The organism is Arthrobacter sp. FW306-07-I (assembly GCF_021800405.1).
Taxonomy (GTDB): Bacteria; Actinomycetota; Actinomycetes; order Actinomycetales; family Micrococcaceae; genus Arthrobacter.
In genome coordinates this window covers 4,308,756-4,323,405 of record NZ_CP084550.1, presented here as the reverse complement: position 1 = coordinate 4,323,405, position 14,650 = coordinate 4,308,756, and the positions used below count along the sequence as shown (strand labels likewise).

At 65.3% G+C, this 14,650-nt stretch carries 14 protein-coding genes; 8 read left to right on the top strand and 6 right to left on the bottom strand.

Annotated elements, in window-relative coordinates; all coding sequences use genetic code 11:
• Positions 1-29: 29 nt before the first annotated feature.
• Together LFT46_RS20060 and LFT46_RS20055 are read right to left on the bottom strand one after the other, a co-directional pair.
• On the bottom strand, positions 30-1,106 hold the full coding sequence (locus LFT46_RS20060; protein ID WP_236820825.1) for an extracellular solute-binding protein: 1,077 nt from the start codon (positions 1,104-1,106) through the stop codon (positions 30-32).
• A gap of 204 nt (positions 1,107-1,310) precedes the next feature.
• Positions 1,311-1,814, bottom strand: a complete 504-nt coding sequence (locus LFT46_RS20055) for a GNAT family N-acetyltransferase (protein WP_236820824.1) — start codon at positions 1,812-1,814, stop codon at positions 1,311-1,313.
• 155 nt (positions 1,815-1,969) lie between these two features.
• Between LFT46_RS20055 and LFT46_RS20050 the strand changes: the two genes are divergently transcribed.
• Positions 1,970-2,485, top strand: a complete 516-nt coding sequence (locus tag LFT46_RS20050; protein ID WP_236820823.1) for a MarR family winged helix-turn-helix transcriptional regulator — start codon at positions 1,970-1,972, stop codon at positions 2,483-2,485.
• A 410-nt stretch (positions 2,486-2,895) separates the two neighbouring features.
• Positions 2,896-3,876 carry a serine/threonine-protein kinase gene (locus LFT46_RS20045; RefSeq protein WP_236820822.1) on the top strand — a complete coding sequence of 327 codons (981 nt, stop codon included), beginning with the start codon at positions 2,896-2,898 and terminating at the stop codon, positions 3,874-3,876.
• Here the strand turns inward: LFT46_RS20045 and LFT46_RS20040 are convergent.
• On the bottom strand, positions 3,873-4,550 hold the full coding sequence (locus LFT46_RS20040) for a histidine phosphatase family protein (protein WP_236820821.1): 678 nt from the start codon (positions 4,548-4,550) through the stop codon (positions 3,873-3,875). The genes LFT46_RS20045 and LFT46_RS20040 overlap by 4 nt on opposite strands.
• A gap of 135 nt (positions 4,551-4,685) precedes the next feature.
• Positions 4,686-6,128: an adenylosuccinate lyase gene (purB, locus tag LFT46_RS20035; protein ID WP_236820820.1), complete on the bottom strand. Its 1,443-nt coding sequence runs from the start codon at positions 6,126-6,128 to the stop codon at positions 4,686-4,688.
• 167 nt (positions 6,129-6,295) lie between these two features.
• Between purB and LFT46_RS20030 the strand changes: the two genes are divergently transcribed.
• Complete coding sequence (locus LFT46_RS20030) at positions 6,296-6,598, top strand: hypothetical protein (RefSeq protein WP_236800268.1); 303 nt, start codon at positions 6,296-6,298, stop codon at positions 6,596-6,598.
• Between the two features lie 44 nt (positions 6,599-6,642).
• Entirely contained in the window at positions 6,643-7,944 is a 1,302-nt protein-coding gene (locus tag LFT46_RS20025) for a hypothetical protein (RefSeq protein ID WP_236820819.1), read from the top strand.
• Positions 7,945-7,989: 45 nt separating this feature from the next.
• Here LFT46_RS20025 and LFT46_RS20020 read toward each other — a convergent pair whose 3' ends face one another.
• Together LFT46_RS20020 and LFT46_RS20015 are read right to left on the bottom strand one after the other, a co-directional pair.
• Positions 7,990-8,922, bottom strand: coding sequence for a hypothetical protein (locus LFT46_RS20020; RefSeq protein ID WP_236820818.1), 933 nt, complete (start codon positions 8,920-8,922; stop codon positions 7,990-7,992).
• A 228-nt stretch (positions 8,923-9,150) separates the two neighbouring features.
• A complete protein-coding gene (locus LFT46_RS20015) occupies positions 9,151-9,576 on the bottom strand; it encodes a phage holin family protein (RefSeq protein ID WP_236820817.1) in 426 nt (141 codons plus the stop codon).
• Positions 9,577-9,679: 103 nt separating this feature from the next.
• On the opposite strand from LFT46_RS20015, the gene LFT46_RS20010 reads away from it, so the two are divergent.
• The 4 genes from LFT46_RS20010 (at position 9,680) to LFT46_RS19995 (ending at position 14,649) form a co-directional block, all read left to right on the top strand.
• A complete protein-coding gene (locus LFT46_RS20010; protein ID WP_236820816.1) occupies positions 9,680-10,798 on the top strand; it encodes a histidinol-phosphate transaminase in 1,119 nt (372 codons plus the stop codon).
• 149 nt (positions 10,799-10,947) lie between these two features.
• Positions 10,948-12,177, top strand: a complete 1,230-nt coding sequence (gene pdhA / locus LFT46_RS20005; protein WP_236800263.1) for a pyruvate dehydrogenase (acetyl-transferring) E1 component subunit alpha — start codon at positions 10,948-10,950, stop codon at positions 12,175-12,177.
• The gene (locus LFT46_RS20000) at positions 12,177-13,157 is read left to right on the top strand and encodes an alpha-ketoacid dehydrogenase subunit beta (protein WP_236800262.1); all 981 of its coding nucleotides are present in this window, start codon (positions 12,177-12,179) and stop codon (positions 13,155-13,157) included. Before pdhA ends, LFT46_RS20000 begins: the two co-directional genes overlap by 1 nt.
• A gap of 7 nt (positions 13,158-13,164) precedes the next feature.
• On the top strand, positions 13,165-14,649 hold the full coding sequence (locus LFT46_RS19995) for a dihydrolipoamide acetyltransferase family protein (protein ID WP_236820815.1): 1,485 nt from the start codon (positions 13,165-13,167) through the stop codon (positions 14,647-14,649).
• The last annotated feature ends 1 nt before the right edge of the window (position 14,650 follow it).

Below are 14,650 nucleotides of genomic sequence, written 5' to 3'. Positions count from 1 at the left end.
AACGCGGGGACGGCGGCTGGTAGATCGTGTTACGTCATGTACTCAAGTTCGATCTTCTCCACCCAGGCGCCCATGTTTTTCTGGACGAAGCCCCAGTCGATGTCCTGCTGTTTGAGGCCTGCAAAGAAGTTCACAACCTCAGGGTTGGCCTTTGCTTGGGCGCCCTTATTGACCGGCATGGCGTTGAACTTCTGCGCGAACTCGCCCTGGACCTCAGCGCTCCCGAACCAGTCAATGAATTTCTGCGCCTGCTCCTTCTTCTTGGTCCCCTTCACCAGAGCTATCTGCTCCACGGCAAGCGGAACACCCACGGAAGGGATGACCGTGTCCACGTTCACTTTGAAGGACTTTTCACGGTCGGCGATGATCGAGGACGGCATCTGGCCCATGTCCACCTCGCCCGAAGCTATGCGGGCAAAGAGGTCGGTCTTGGCGACGGCGGGGCTGCCGTTCTTGAAGTACTGCTCAACCTGCTTCCACCCGTCGTCGGAAATCCCCAGATCGCCGGAGTCGTCCCGGTACCGGGAGAGAATGCCGGCGAAGACCAGTTGCGCGGTGGCCGTGCCCATGCCGGTGACCCGTTCATAACGGCTCTTGAATTCGTCCTTGGTCCAGAGATCCGTCCAGTCCTTGGGTGCGGCGTCCTTGGCGATCTTGTCCGAGTTGTAGCCAAGGAGGATGGCCTGCTTCACCAGGGGCCAATACGTCTCACCGTCACCCAGGCCCTTGTCCACGTCACCGGCCCATGTGGGCTGGTAGCTCTCCAGCGCGCCTTCGTTCTTGATCTGCGAGAAGTACATGTTGTTTAGGCCGAAGGCGACGTCCGCGATGGGATTGTTCTTTTCGGCAATGAGCTTGTTGGTGGCATCGGCGCCCCCGGCCCCCACGATCTCGATCTTGAACCCGGCCTCGGCAGCCTTGGCGGCCAGCCAGTCCCCCCGGCCTTCGCCGTTGGAGTTGGTGTAGATGACCAGGGTGTCACCGGACGCACCTGCCTGCGTTCCGGAAGCTTCACCGGTTGATGCCGGCTGGGTGGAAGCACCACCGCATCCGGCGAGAAGGGTGGCGGCGACGGCGGCGGCAACCAAAGTCTGCATTTTACGCACGATCAGGACTCATTTCTGGACTGGAATCGGAGCATGTCCGCACAGCCTATAGCCGGGCATGACGAAAACCGGGCTGTTATAGCTATCGATTCGATAAACAGCCCGGCTGCTCACTTTGAACCAGTCAGGGAAACAATGGGGTCCGTGAGGGTGAACCGGGGGCGAACTTAGTCCTGTGACGGAGCCGCGCGGTACACCGGCAGGCTAGGCCATGGCGGTCTGGGCGGCGCTGTGGGCGTTGATGGTTTTGGCGTAGCAGGAAGAGTGTTCGACTCCGACGTAGGGTCCGAAGTTCGGGATCGCCTCGAAGCCGGAGTTCCGGTAGAAGTTGCGGCCGTCCGGCTGGGCGGAGCCAGCCTCCGCCTTGATCCGCGTGATGCCTTGCCTGTAAGCCTCCGCCTCAAGTGCGGCCAGGATTGAGCTGGCAACCCCGGAACCGCGGGTGTACGGCAGTACATAAAGGCGCTTGATTTCGGCCGTAGATGCATCCAGGAGCCGCAAACCGCCGCAGCCGACGGGTTGACCTGAACCTTTGTCATACGCCACGAGGAACACTGCGCAGTCGGCGCCCGACGGCGGCAGGCCGGGTTCGTGGTCAGGGCGGCCAAAGCGGGCATCCAGTTCGGCCTGCTGGGCACGGCGCAGGTCCGCACCTACGGGGTTGGGCCAGGGGACCTGACGGATGTTCAGCCGGGGGTTGGTCTGCATAACTGCCTCGTTTCGCCGGAGGGGTATGCCTGATAAGGCTAGGCGGGCGCGGTTACGCGGGTGTTTCCTGCCGGTTAGGGCCTGGATAACGGGTCTGGGAGGCGGCACAGCACTTTACTTGGCAGGCTAGTTATCAGCTGGTCTAGAATGATGGCATGGTTTCTACGGGCAACGAAGGATCCGGCTACTGGTATGGGCCCGACGGGCAGCTGGACTACAGTGCAGCGGTGTTGAAGTCACTCCGGGACTATCGGGCGGCCGAAACGGAAATCCGGCGCAGCACCAGGGACTCCATGGGCATGGGGGAAACGGACATCCTTGCCCTGCGGTACCTGCTGAGGGTCCAGGCGTCGGGCAAGCAGGTTGTTCCGAAGGATCTCAGCCAGTTCCTCAATATTACTAGCGCCTCCACCACCTCGCTCATCGACAGGCTGGTGGCCAGTGGGCATGTCCGCCGCGAGCCGCATCCCTCCGACCGCCGCTCGGTGGTGGTCGTGCCGACGGTCGAGTCCGACAAAGAGGTGCGCGAAACCCTCGGCGCCATGCATCGGCGGATGATGTCCGTGGCGGAGAGCCTCACTGCGGACGAAGCGCGGGTTGTCGTCGATTTCCTCCAGCGCATGACCGAGTCCCTTCAGGTGCAGGAAAACGAGGAATTACGAGTTCACTAGGCTGACTAGCTAGTTCAGCTAGTTATATGTATGCTTACGAATGTTCCTGAAGTTGCTTCCAACGGAGTCGTGAGTGTCTTGGTTACCTACACCGAAGTTTCACCGCCTGAGCCTCGCCTGGGCCTTGTAGTCCCTGACAACCACACCGGCCTCCCGGACAGCCATTCGGACCTGACCCGATCTACCCTGGACGGCACCACTGCGCCGCAGGGCGGACGCGTGGTCCACTGCGGCACTCCCATGCAGCTCGTGACGCCGGCAGTTGGCTTGGAAGCAGTGAGCTACACCTTCGCACCCGCCGACGCCGTCGGTACTGAGCTTCCGCCCGTTTGGCGCTGCGGCTGTGGGTTTCAGCTCGATGCCTGGTCCGCCGGTCCCCGCCGGGGACACGCGTCAGTGGTTTCCCCCGTATGAGGCTCCTGGACACAGAACTTGCTGCGCCGCTCCCTGTTCGTGCCGAGGGTGTCGTTGCCGGGCGCTGGCAGCTTCGGGAACGCCTGGGCCGCGGGTCCGCTGCCGAAGTTTTCCGGGCCGTAGACCCGGAAGGCGGTCCCGATGTTGCAGTCAAGATCGCCGCTGCCAACGGCCGGAAGCAGCACCAGCGCATCCAGAACGAAGCCACCGTCCTGGCTGGGCTCAACCACCCGTCCATTGTGCGGCTTCTTGCCCAGGGTGTTATGTCCCAGGGTGGTACCTACGCCGGGCGTCCCTTCTTGGTGGAGGAGCTGGCTCTGGGAACAAACATGGCCGAAACCATACGGCTGCAGAGCCCGCAATCAGGTGACGTAGCACGTTGGGCGCGCGGCCTTTTCGAAGCGCTCGCCCACCTTCACACCAGCGGCCTTGTGCACCGTGACATCAAACCGGCAAACCTGATGCTGAGCGGCCTGCGGAGAAGTCCCGTCCGGATCGTTGACTTTGGGATCGCAGCGGCGGCCGGGGCGGCTCCCGAGCCCGGGATTTCCTCCGGAACCGTGCATTACATGAGCCCGGAGCAAGCAGCCGGCGGGGCAGCGGAGCCGTCCTGGGACGTGTATGCCATGGGGCTGGTCCTGCTGGAACTGCTCACCGGCACCAAGGCGTTTCCCGGTACCGCCATCGAATCCCTCGTGGCCCGCACCTTGCGCTCGCCCGAGATCCCGGATTCCTTGGGTGACTGGGCTGTCCTGCTGCGTTCCCTGACGGCGATGGATCCCAGTGAACGCCCGACGGCGGCAGTCGCCGCGGCGATGGCGTCCCGGTTGATTCCGTCGGCATCGCCTTCCAGCCAAGGTTTCCAGCGCACGCTGCACAGCCCAAAGAGTCAGTGGGGCCGGCGCGGCGAGGCAGTTGCGGGGACGTGCCCGGCGACGCGCCCGTTCCCTCTCCGGCGCCACCGGCAGCAGGCCTAGGGAGCCGCTACGTCCCGGCCGGTGGGATCCCCGGCCGTTGGGTCTGCCAAGGCAAGACCGCCCACCGGACTTCCGTCCCAATGGATCAGGGTCCAGCCGGCAGCCAAGTCACCCTCCAGGGCAACGATCCCGGTGTTGGCCAGGACATGCCGTGCTGCGAACTCGTGGTCTGCGCCCTCGGCCCGACGTCCCGCCCAGGTGCGGATGGCAGCTCCGTGGCTGACCACGGCGACCGTGCCGTGCTGCTGCCGCTCCGCCCGTTCCACCACCTGCGCGATGGCAGCGTCGAACCGCTCGAAGAAGGCATGGCCGTCCGGGCCGGCAGGCATGCGGCGGTCCAGGTCACCGGCGGCCCAGGAGATCACCGTCCCCATATAGCGTTTGTGGGCTTCGTGGTCGGTCAGCTTCTCCAGTGAGCCGGCCTCAATTTCGTGCAGCCCGTCCAGGACCTCCACATCGAGGGTGTGCAGCCGGGCCAGCGGGGCGGCGGTGATCTGCGTCCTGACCAGGGTGGAGGCGTAGAGTGCCCCGATGCGTTCGTTGGCCAGGGCCCGCGCCATGGCTTCCGCCTGGCGTTCGCCCAGTTCGGTCAGACCGGGCCCGGGGTGGTCGGTATCCAGTTGGCCCAGCACATTGCCGGGGGTTTCGCCATGGCGGATCAGGAGCAACTTCATGTTTCCCAGTTTCCCACCTGAACCCTTCCGGACGTGCGCCGGCAGCGGCGTTGCCCTGCCGGGTGCAAGGAAGAAGGCGCCGGGCCTCGTCGAAGCCCGGCGCCGCCGTCGTACGTTCCTGCCCTGCGTGCGGGCTTATTTCAGGTGGTCTACCAGCTGGTCCGCGATGCCGGTGTACTTGCCGGGAGTGAGGGCCAGGAGTCGTGCCTCAGCCTCGGGGGAGAGGCCCAGGCCCTGTACAAACTCCTGCATGCGGGCGGCATCCACACGGTGGCCGCGGGTCAGGTCCTTGAGGCGCTCGTACGGGTTCTCCATGCCTTCGACGCCGGCAATCGCCTCGGCGCGCATGACCATCTGGATTGCCTCGCCCAGGACCTCCCAGTTCGTGTCGAGGTCCGCGGCGAGGACATCCCCGGCCACGTCCAGCCGGTCAAGGCCCTTGGCGACGTTGGAGATAGCCAGCAGGGAGTGGCCGAAGGCCACGCCGATGTTGCGCTGGCTGGAGGAGTCGGTGAGGTCGCGCTGCCAGCGGGAGGTCACCAGGGTGGAGCCCAGGACATCCAGCAGGCCGGAGGAGATCTCCAGGTTGGCCTCGGCGTTTTCGAAGCGGATGGGGTTGACCTTGTGCGGCATGGTGGACGAACCCGTTGCGCCGGCCACCGGGATCTGCGCGAAGTAACCAATGGAGATGTAGCTCCAGATGTCCGTGCAGACGTTGTGCAGGATGCGGTTGAAGCGCGCAACGTCGGCGTACAGCTCTGCCTGCCAGTCGTGGCTCTCGATCTGCGTGGTCAGCGGGTTCCAGGTGAGGCCAAGTCCCTCGACGAACGACTTGGATACCTGCTGCCAGTCGGCGCCGGGAACCGAGGCCACATGGGCTGCATAGGTGCCGGTGGCGCCGTTGATCTTGCCCAGGTATTCGGTCTTGGCGATCCGGTCCAGCTGCCGGGTCAGGCGGTGTGCGATGACGGCCAGTTCCTTGCCCAAGGTGGTGGGCGTGGCGGGCTGGCCGTGCGTACGGGACAGCATGGGCACGGCACGGTTGTCTTCGGCCATCTTGCTGATCTGGCCCACCAGGGCGCGTGCGGCCGGCAGCCACACGTCCTCCACAGCACCCTTGACTCCCAGGGCGTAGGAGAGGTTGTTGATGTCCTCGGACGTGCAGCCGAAGTGGACCATGGCGGTCAGGTTTTCGATGCCGATCGCGGGGAGGCGGCGTCCGATGTAGTACTCCACGGCCTTCACATCGTGGACGGTGACGGCCTCGATCTCGGCCAGCTCTGCCACGGACGCGGCATCAAATTCGGTGACGATGGCACGGAGCTGCTGTTGCTGTTGCGCGCTCAGGGGTCCCGCGCCGGGAAGCACATTGTTGCTGGTCAGGTGGATGAGCCATTCCACTTCGACGGCCACGCGGTCGCGGTTCAGCGCGGCCTCGGACAGGTAGTCAACGAGGGGTGCGACGGCGGACTGGTAGCGGCCGTCCAGGGGACCGAGCGCGATTTTTTCCGGTGACGCGGCGAGGGCCAGGCGTCCTGAGGGCGTGCGGGTATCAGCTGTGGCGGCAGTTTCAGGCATGTGCTGATTCTTTCACGAAGTCCGGCGCCGCCTTAAGCGCGTTCCTCACGTTACTTGTCCACATAGCCGACGGCGGCGCTTACCCGGGCAGGCAAGCGTCCCTAGCGTTGGGAGCGGCAAGGTTGGGGCGGGATCATCTGGCCAGGGAGACCGGGACGGGAAGCAGCATGGGGAACGAACTGATGGACGGGATCTGGGGCAGCGGGTTAGGTGTCAGCCTGGAAGTCCAAGAGGTGGGCAGGAGGGTGGCGCAGTGCTCGGAAAGTGCTGAAGGGGTGCTCTCGGGATTCCAGGACATCCAGCTGTTGGACTGGCAGTCGCCAGCGGGACAGGCCTACCGGGATTCTGTCGCTTTGCAGGCGGTGGCGGTGCGAAGGGCGCTGGACCGGATCCGGGAGGCTTCTGCCGCGGTGGCAGCACATGCCCGCGCCGCACTGACCTCAGAATGTTCGCCTGACGGCCGGTTCTGATGGCTGACGCAACTCCATCCGGAACGGGAGGACCTATCCGGGTTTTGCCGCCACTTCCGGACGGCAACCTGAAAGTCTCCGGCGGGGTGGGCGGCATTACGGTCCAGCTGGAGGAGTTGGAGCTGGGAGCCGGAAAGCTCGATCGGCTCGCCGAGCGGCTTGCCGCCATCGAATCCGGGCTTTTCACCGCATGGCAGGATCTCGCTGCACACCAGAACCGCCCGCGCACTACGGGAACTGCCGCCCTCATTGCCATGTGGGAAGCGAAGGATGCCGTCCAGGAAGTCTGCCTGGAACTGCAGCGGATCAGCGGCCAAGTGCGCAGCTGCAGGCGGGAGTATGAGATTGCCGAATCTGCTGCCCACCTGAAGTGGAGGCTGGGTCTGTCGGATCCCGACGTGGAGCTCCAGAAGCACGTGGACTTCTGGCGGACGGGTTTCCTGAACGGGGATGCCACGGAAATGCTCGTGGCAGACGCCGTCATCCTCCTCCCCGCGATCAAGCCCGCGGTTGAAGAAAATATCCCCTCACTGCGCACAGGCCCGGTAACGGCCACACAGGAAGAAAGTCTGCCCATCGATTTCGACGCCAGCCCGGGCGGGCTGCTTGAACGGGTACGGCTGATTGAGGCACGCGGCAGCGGCTACATCGAGGTTATCGAGGTGGACGCCGGAGGCAGGAAGGCCTACGTTGTGGTGGTTCCCGGAACCCAGGTCAACGAATCCGATGGCGGCACCAATCCTTTCGATCTGGGGGGCATCGTCGATGGCATGGGCGGCCGGTCCGAACGCGTGAATGCCGCCGTGATCCAGTCGCTGAGGGCGGCGGGCGCGGAACCGGGAGCGGATGTTGTTGCCGTTGGGTACAGCCAAGGCGGCATTCATGCCATGAACCTGGCGGCAGACGAGGCCTTCTTGAAGGAGTACCGGCTCAAATACGTCCTGACCGCCGGGTCGCCCGTTTCACGCATCATGCCTTCCCCCGCTGTCAGCTCCCTGCACTTGGAGCACCGAACAGACTGGGTGCCCGGCAGCGACGGCTTGCCGAACCGCGACGCCAGGAACCAGGTCACGGTAACCATGACCAATGACCTTTACGTGCGGGGCGGAGAAGATGCCGGGCTGGGTCCCGGACACAGCCTCACGGGCTATCAGGAGGCGGCCCGGCAGGTGGGCGCCAGCAAAGACCCCTCACTGGTCCAGTCCACGGCGGTGCTTGGCAGTGTCCTCGGCGCCGGAGGTGCTGCGACTGCCACCCGCTTTGTGTTGTCCAAGACTCCGCCGCCCCCTGTTCCCAAGGACCGCAGGGACCCCTTTTCCGGGCGGCCGCAACCGGGTGCCCGGTAGGGCGCCGCCTGGTCCCGGAGGTGGAGTCAGTAGAAGCGGGGCCAGTCAAGAGATCTGCGCGGCATGCAGCTCAGCGGACAGGTTTGGCCGTGTCTTCTCCGGCTTGGGGGCAGGCTCCGGAGCGGGTGGTGGCGCGGGCTGCGGAGCTGGCTGTGAAACCGGGGGCGGAACTGCGCCAGGGCACCGGTAGTTGTAGTCGAGGTCGTTCTCCGTGAACTGGGTCGTGGTTACAGTCCCGCCGGGCGTCAACGGGGCGGCCTCGCAGTATTCCTCTGCCGACTCAGCGGAGTAGGCGCCCGCCAGCCAGTTCTGAAGTTTGTAGAGGTTGCTGTCGGGACTGACATCGCCCACGATCTCGCCGAACTGGTACCCCGTGGAGTAAATCCCGACTTCTGCCCCGGCACCCTGCAGGTAGGCCGTCATGCCTTCCAGCTCGGCCGCATTGACCGCCTTGTCCCATAGCCAGCTGTTCCCGAATTCGACATCGAGCCACCACATCCGGTGGGGCACGTTGTGCCCGGCATGCTGCAGGATGTCGGCCGCGTTGGCGGCCATGGCGTAGCCGTGGACGTAGGCGCAGGCCGGCGAGCCGGTGCCGTCACATGTCCCGTAGGGGTTGCCGACAACAGCGTCGCGATAGGTGTTGCCTGCGGGCCACCACAGAGTGTCCACAGGACCGGTTGCGGCGGTGTTCACATACACGGCCGCCGGTGTCCCTCCTGCCGAGGCCGCGCTTTGGTCCGCCCAGGCCAGCTGGTCCGACAGGCACGGGTTGGCCGTATCCGGCCGGCCACCGTTCACGCCGACGATCGCAAACGCAGGGGGTGAAGGAAGATCTGTGCCGCATTGGGGCCAGGAGATGTCGTTGCCCAGCCCTGCGGGACTGGGTACAGGCCCCGATTCGGCGTCCGCGTAAGCGGGACCGGCCTGCCAGGCGAAAAGCAGGCACGCAGCGAGCAGGATTCTTATGGGCTTCATCTTTGGCCCCCATGTTCCGGAACTGACACCAACGGGCCTTCTTGCGGCCCGGTTCGCAGCCTAAAAGGCCGGCGCCACGGGGGTCATGGGTGGCTGGTACTGGTCTTTTGGGAACCGGCACGGGGGAAGGCACTGTTAGGTACATGGTTCCGCGGGCACTCCTACTTGGGTGGATGAATCCCGGCCGGTCCGCGGGCGCCGCCAGGGCGGCAGGTCACCCGGCGGACGTCAGCGCCGTCCGCCGGGCAGCAGCCCTGCCACCAGCGAGACCAGGGCGATGATGATCACGGCGAACACCGCGGTCCAGAAGAAGGAATCGATGGTGAGTTGCACGGACGTATAGCTGCTGATCCATGCCGTCAGGTAGAGCATGGCGGCATTGATGACGATGGCGAACAGGCCAAGCGTCAGGATGGTGATGGGCAGTGCAAGAAAGCTGACCAGCGGCCGGACAAAAGCGTTCACCAGGCCGAAGATGAGGCCGATGAAGAGGTAGGCGAGGACAATCCCGATGATTCCGGGGTCCTGGGAGATGCCGGTTCTGGCCACCGCAGCGGACGCCCCGGTGCTGGTGATGTCCATGCCCGGCAGGATCCAGTTGGCGATCCAGAGGCCGGCAGCATTAACCACGATCCGAAGGATGAAGGAACCCATGGCACCATGCTTCCATACCGTCCCTCCGGGCGACTGGCGGCGGCCTGAATTTCTGCCGTTCGTTCCCCGGAACCCTTGAGGGCCTCGAAGTAGGCTAGGGGCCATGACTTCATCTGAGACCAGGGCGGGCGGAATCACGCCGCGCCCGGTGCTGGACCGGCTGCCCCGCTACGCCGCCGGAAAGCCGCCGGCCGCGGTCAACGGACTGGCCAGCTACAAGCTGTCCTCCAACGAAAACCCGCTCCCGCCGATTCCGGCCGTGCTGGACGCCATCGCCAACCAGAAGGACGTCAACCGCTACCCGGATCCCCTGAGCAGCAAGCTCCGTGCCGCGCTCGAAGAGTTCCTTGATGTGCCTGCCGAGGACATCGTGACCGGAGCTGGAAGCCTGGGCGCGTTGAACCAGATCCTGGCCGCCTTTGCCGGCCAGAACGATGACGGCAAGGCTGACGAAGTCATTTACGCGTGGCGCTCCTTTGAGGCGTACCCCATCAGCGTGGGCCTGGCAGGCGCCGAGAGCGTACGGATCCCCGTGACAGCCGACGGACGGCACGACCTCGCAGCCATGGCGGCCGCCGTGAGTGCCCGCACCAAGGTGATCCTGCTCTGCACGCCCAACAACCCCACCGGCCCCGCCCTTACCGCGGCTGAAACGGAGGCCTTCATCCGGTCCGTCCCGGCCGACGTCGTGGTGGTTATCGATGAGGCCTACCAGGAGTTCGTCCGGGCGGAGGATGCAGTGGACGGGATCTCGCTTTACCGCAAATACCCCAACGTTGTGGTGCTCCGGACGTTCTCCAAGGCACATGGCCTGGCCGGACTTCGCGTTGGCTACAGCGTCTCCCATCCGGAACTGACCCAGTACCTTCGGGTCGCCGCCACACCCTTTGCCGTGTCCCAAATTGCCGAAAAAGCGGCAATTGTTTCCCTGGAGAATTACTCCCAGGTTGTGGAAAGGGTACAAAAGCTCGTGGCCGAGCGGACACGGGTCCTGGCCGGCCTCCGGGAGCTGGGATGGGCGGTTCCCGATGCCCAGGGCAACTTTGTGTGGCTTGCCCTTGGCGCTGAAAGCACAGCCTTTGCGGAGTTCGCGGGCACCCGGGCCCTGTCCGTGCGGGCATTCGCCGGGGAAGGCGTCAGGGTCAGCATCGGGGAACCCGAGGCAAACTCCCGGTTCCTCCAATTGTGTGCCGACTATACAAAGGCGCCAGCAAGTTCCTAGCGCTTAACAAGTAGCCCTCCAGCTACTTACCGCAGATAAAGTTAGGATCAGTAAGCCAATGTATATGCCGTAAGAGGAATGTATTCCTTGTAAGGCATATATCCTCACGACATCGCATTGCATCCGGATGCGGCAGGCAAGGAGACGGTATGGGCACTCATCTGCCTTCCACCGAGTTCGACGGAACAGCTGTAGACGACCAGCGCGAGGCCGATGCTGAGGCCGTCATGGGAGAGCCCCCTGCCCAGATGGTGCAGTTGCTGGGCCCCGACGGAAAGCTGGGCGCCGATCCGGTCTTCAGTGAGTACGCGGACAAACTCACCCCGGAGGACCTCCGCGGCCTCTACGCCGACATGGCCGCCATCCGCAGGTTCGACGTCGAAGCCACCGCCCTCCAGCGCCAAGGGCAGCTGGCATTGTGGGTCCCGCTTACCGGCCAGGAGGCAGCACAGATCGGCTCGGGCAGGGCCAGCCAGCCGCAGGACTACATCTTTCCCACCTACCGGGAACACGGCGTAGCGCTCACCCGCAACGTGGACCTGGCAGAACTCCTGCGCCAGTTCCGCGGGGTTTCCAACGGTGGCTGGAATCCCAAGGACACCAACTTCCACCTGTACACCCTGGTCCTGGCCGCGCAGACCCTGCATGCCGTCGGCTACGCCATGGGAATCCAGCGGGACCAGAAGCTCGCGGCGTCAGACCGTGCAGGAAGGCAGCCGGATGCGGCCGTCATCGCTTACTTCGGCGACGGTGCCAGCTCCGAGGGCGATGTCCACGAATCGATGGTGTTCGCCTCCTCCTACAAGGCTCCCGTGGTGTTCTTCTGCCAGAACAACCACTGGGCCATCTCCGTGCCCACCAACGTCCAGACCCGCGTGCCGCTCTCCAACCGTGCCAAGGGCTACGGTTTTCCCGGCATCCGGGTGGACGGCAATGACGTGGTCGCTGTACACGCGGTCACCGAGTGGGCGCTTGAGCACGCACGCCAGGGCAAGGGCCCGGTCCTGATCGAGGCCTTCACCTACCGGGTGGGTGCGCACACCACCGCGGACGATCCCACCAAGTACCGGCACTCCGACGAAGAGGACGCCTGGCGCGCCAAGGACCCGCTGGCCCGGCTCGAAAAGTACCTGCGCGCCGAAGGCCTGGCCGACGACGCCTACTTCGCAAAGGTGAAGTCCGACGGCGACGAGCTGGCTGCGTATGTCCGACGCACCGCCCATGATCTTGAAAACCCGGACATCCGGACGGCCTTCGCCAACGTCTACGCCGAAGCGCACCCGCTGGTGGCGGAGGAACTGGCGTGGTTCGAGGAATACAGCGCAGGATTTGCCGGCGAGGAAGAATCCGCCGGGCAGGCAGCAAAGGCAGGCCACTGATGACCACCATGACCATCGCGAAGGCCATCAACGAGGGCCTTCGCGCCACCCTCGCCGCCAACCCCAAATCGCTGCTCATGGGCGAGGACATCGGCCCCCTGGGCGGCGTCTACCGGGTCACCGACGGGCTGATCGGCGAGTTCGGCCCGGACCGCGTGGTGGACACTCCGCTGGCGGAGTCCGGCATCATCGGCACCGCCATCGGCCTGGCCCTGCGCGGCTACAGCCCCGTCTGCGAAATCCAGTTCGACGGCTTCGTATTCCCCGGCTTCAACCAGATCACCACGCAGCTGGCCAAGATGCACGCCCGCAGCAACGGCAGCCTCACCGTTCCGGTGGTCATCCGCATTCCCTACGGCGGTGGCATCGGCTCGGTGGAGCACCACTCGGAGTCCCCCGAGGCCCTGTTCGCCCATACGGCGGGACTGCGGATCATCACCCCCTCCAACCCGCATGACGCCTACTGGATGGTCCAGCAGGCCGTGCAGTGCCAGGACCCGGTGATCATCTTCGAACCCAAGCGCCGCTACTGGCTCAAGGGGGACGTGGATGTCCAGGCGCCGGGCCCCGCCGAAGACCCGTTCAAGGCACATGTGCTCCGTGAAGGGACCGACGCCACCGTCGTGGCCTACGGCCCCCTGGTTCCCGTGGCCCTGGCCGCCGCCAACGCAGCAGAAGAGGACGGCCGCAGCGTTGAGGTCATCGACCTGCGCTCCATTTCGCCGATCGACTTCGACACCGTCACCGCGTCCGTGAAAAAGACCGGCCGGCTGATCGTGGCGCACGAGGCACCCACGTTCGGCGGAATCGGCGGCGAAATCGCCGCCCGCATCAGCGAACGGGCCTTCCACTCGCTCGAATCCCCGGTGATCCGTGTGGGCGGATTCCACATGCCGTACCCCGTTGCCAAGGTGGAGGAAGACTACCTTCCGGACATCGACCGCATCCTGGAGGCGCTGGACCGCGCCCTCTCCTACTGAGGACACCATGACCCTGAACAAGTTCAACCTGCCCGACGTCGGCGAGGGCCTCACCGAAGCGGAAATCGTCTCCTGGAAGGTCAAGCCCGGCGACGCCGTGGCCATCAATGACGTCCTGTGCGAGATCGAGACCGCCAAGTCCATCGTGGAACTGCCGTCCCCGTTTGCCGGGACCGTCACCGAACTGCTGGTGCAGGAAGGGGTGACGGTCGACGTCGGGACTGCCATCATCAGCGTCAGCGACGAGGTTGCCGGCGACCCCACCCCCGCGGACGTGCGCGCACCCGAAGCACCCGCACAGCCGCAACGAACGGCGCAGCCGCTCTACGGCAAGCTCCCCCAGGATGAGGCGCCGGAGGGGACGGACGACGGCGGCACTGGCGCCGGTGCCCCGGCCGGCGGTCCGCTGGTAGGTTCCGGCCCGAAGGCCGACGCCGTCAAACGGCGCCCGCGCAAGACCTCACCAGCCGCTGCCGTGACGGTCAACGCACCCGAGGTTGAGCCTGTGCAGCCGCGCACTCCCGCTGAGGTGTCCGCCGGCGCGCCCGCCGTCGTCGACAACCGCCCAACCCTGGGCGGCACCATCACCGGCCTGGTCAACCGGGTCCTGGCCAAGCCCCCGGTCCGCAAGATCGCCCGTGACCTGGGCATCGACCTGGCGGACGTCGTGGCCACCGGCTCCCGTGGCGAGGTGACGCGGGAGGACCTGGTGAGCTACCAGGCCCAGCGCGACGCCGAACTGGACAAGGCGGACGGCTTCTGGGGCAAGGCAGGAAAGCCGCAGGACCAGCGGGTGGAGCGGATCCAGGTCAAGGGCGTCCGCAAGGCCACGGCGAAGGCGATGGTGGAATCGGCCTTCGCGGCGCCACACGTCAGCATCTTCGTGGACGTCGACGCCAGCCGCACCATGGAGTTCGTCAAGCGGCTCAAGGCCTCCCGGGACTTCGAGGGCGTCAAGGTGTCGCCGCTGCTCATCCTGGCCAAGGCCGTCATCTGGGCAGCAGCCCGCAACCCCAGCGTGAACGCGTCCTGGGTGGACAACCAGGACGGATCTGCCGAGATCCAGGTCAAGCACTTTATGAACCTGGGCATCGCCGCAGCCACGCCCCGCGGCCTCATGGTGCCCAACATCAAGAACGCCCAGGACCTGTCGCTCAAGGAACTCGCCCTGGCCCTGAACAGCTTGGCCACCACCGCAAGGGCCGGGAAGACGCAGCCAGCGGAAATGCAGGGCGGCACGCTCACCATCACCAACATCGGCGCCCTGGGCATCGATACGGGTACGCCCATCATCAACCCGGGCGAGGTGGCCATCGTGGCGTTCGGGACCATCAAGCAGAAGCCCTGGGTCCTGGACGGAGAGGTGATTCCCCGCTGGATCACCACGCTTGGAGGGTCCTTCGACCATCGCGTGGTGGATGGTGATCTGTCCGCCCGCTTCATGGCCGACGTCGCGGCCATCCTGGAAGAGCCCGCGCTCCTCCTGGACTAGC

What these genes read in the sequence shown, in the direction of transcription:
- purB (WP_236820820.1), bottom strand. Translation starts at nt 6,128, where the DNA reads ATGCCTGAAACTGCCGCCACAGCTGATACCCGCACGCCCTCAGGACGC.
- LFT46_RS20010 (WP_236820816.1), top strand. Translation starts at nt 9,680, where the DNA reads ATGACTTCATCTGAGACCAGGGCGGGCGGAATCACGCCGCGCCCGGTG.
- LFT46_RS20000 (WP_236800262.1), top strand. Translation starts at nt 12,177, where the DNA reads ATGACCACCATGACCATCGCGAAGGCCATCAACGAGGGCCTTCGCGCC.
- LFT46_RS20050 (WP_236820823.1), top strand. Translation starts at nt 1,970, where the DNA reads ATGGTTTCTACGGGCAACGAAGGATCCGGCTACTGGTATGGGCCCGAC.
- pdhA (WP_236800263.1), top strand. Translation starts at nt 10,948, where the DNA reads ATGGGCACTCATCTGCCTTCCACCGAGTTCGACGGAACAGCTGTAGAC.
- LFT46_RS20020 (WP_236820818.1), bottom strand. Translation starts at nt 8,922, where the DNA reads ATGAAGCCCATAAGAATCCTGCTCGCTGCGTGCCTGCTTTTCGCCTGG.
- LFT46_RS20045 (WP_236820822.1), top strand. Translation starts at nt 2,896, where the DNA reads ATGAGGCTCCTGGACACAGAACTTGCTGCGCCGCTCCCTGTTCGTGCC.
- LFT46_RS20040 (WP_236820821.1), bottom strand. Translation starts at nt 4,550, where the DNA reads ATGAAGTTGCTCCTGATCCGCCATGGCGAAACCCCCGGCAATGTGCTG.
- LFT46_RS19995 (WP_236820815.1), top strand. Translation starts at nt 13,165, where the DNA reads ATGACCCTGAACAAGTTCAACCTGCCCGACGTCGGCGAGGGCCTCACC.
- LFT46_RS20030 (WP_236800268.1), top strand. Translation starts at nt 6,296, where the DNA reads ATGGGGAACGAACTGATGGACGGGATCTGGGGCAGCGGGTTAGGTGTC.
- LFT46_RS20015 (WP_236820817.1), bottom strand. Translation starts at nt 9,576, where the DNA reads ATGGGTTCCTTCATCCTTCGGATCGTGGTTAATGCTGCCGGCCTCTGG.
- LFT46_RS20055 (WP_236820824.1), bottom strand. Translation starts at nt 1,814, where the DNA reads ATGCAGACCAACCCCCGGCTGAACATCCGTCAGGTCCCCTGGCCCAAC.